The organism is Vibrio sp. 811 (assembly GCF_033339195.1).
Genome location: NZ_JAWOUB010000358.1, coordinates 1 through 731 on the forward strand (window position 1 = coordinate 1; position 731 = coordinate 731).

Genomic DNA, 731 nt, shown 5'->3' on the forward strand with positions numbered 1-731 from the left:
AACGACCAAGTGCGTTTCGAGGGCGCGTTTGCTGCGTTAGCACCAGATCTACACGTTATCGCTCCATGGCGTGAGTGGGATTTAGTGAGCCGCGAACAATGTCTGGATTACCTTGCAGAGCGTAACATTCCTTGTTCAGCGTCTCTAACGAAGATTTATTCACGTGATGCGAACGCATGGCACATTTCTACTGAAGGTGGTGTGCTAGAAAATACATGGAATGCACCAAACGAAGATTGCTGGGTCTGGACCGTTGACCCTGAACAAGCGCCAAATGAAGCTGAATACGTTACGTTGAAAGTCGAAAAAGGTGAAGTTGTGGCAGTGGATGGTGAAGCGATGACACCATACAACGCACTAGTTTACTTAAACGAAAAAGGCGCAAAACACGGTGTGGGTCGTATTGATATCGTAGAGAACCGTTTGGTGGGAATGAAGTCTCGTGGCTGTTACGAAACTCCGGGAGGTACCATCATGATGGAAGCTCTGCGCGCAGTTGAACAATTGGTGCTAGACAAATCGTCATTCGAGTTCCGTGAAGAACTTGGTCTAAAAGCCTCTCACCTTGTGTACGACGGTCGTTGGTTTACACCGTTATGTAAGTCAATTCTTGCTGCCTCAGAAGAGCTAGCACAAGACGTCAATGGCGAAGTGGTTGTTAAGCTATACAAAGGTCAAGCAACGGTAACGCAAAAACGTTCTGACAACAGCTTGTACTCAGAAGAGTTCGC

1 protein-coding gene is annotated in these 731 nt (G+C 47.3%); it reads left to right on the forward strand.

Features of this window, described 5'->3' with window-relative positions:
- On the forward strand, positions 1-731 hold a 731-nt coding region (locus R7Q46_RS26855), incomplete at both ends, for an argininosuccinate synthase (protein WP_318078180.1).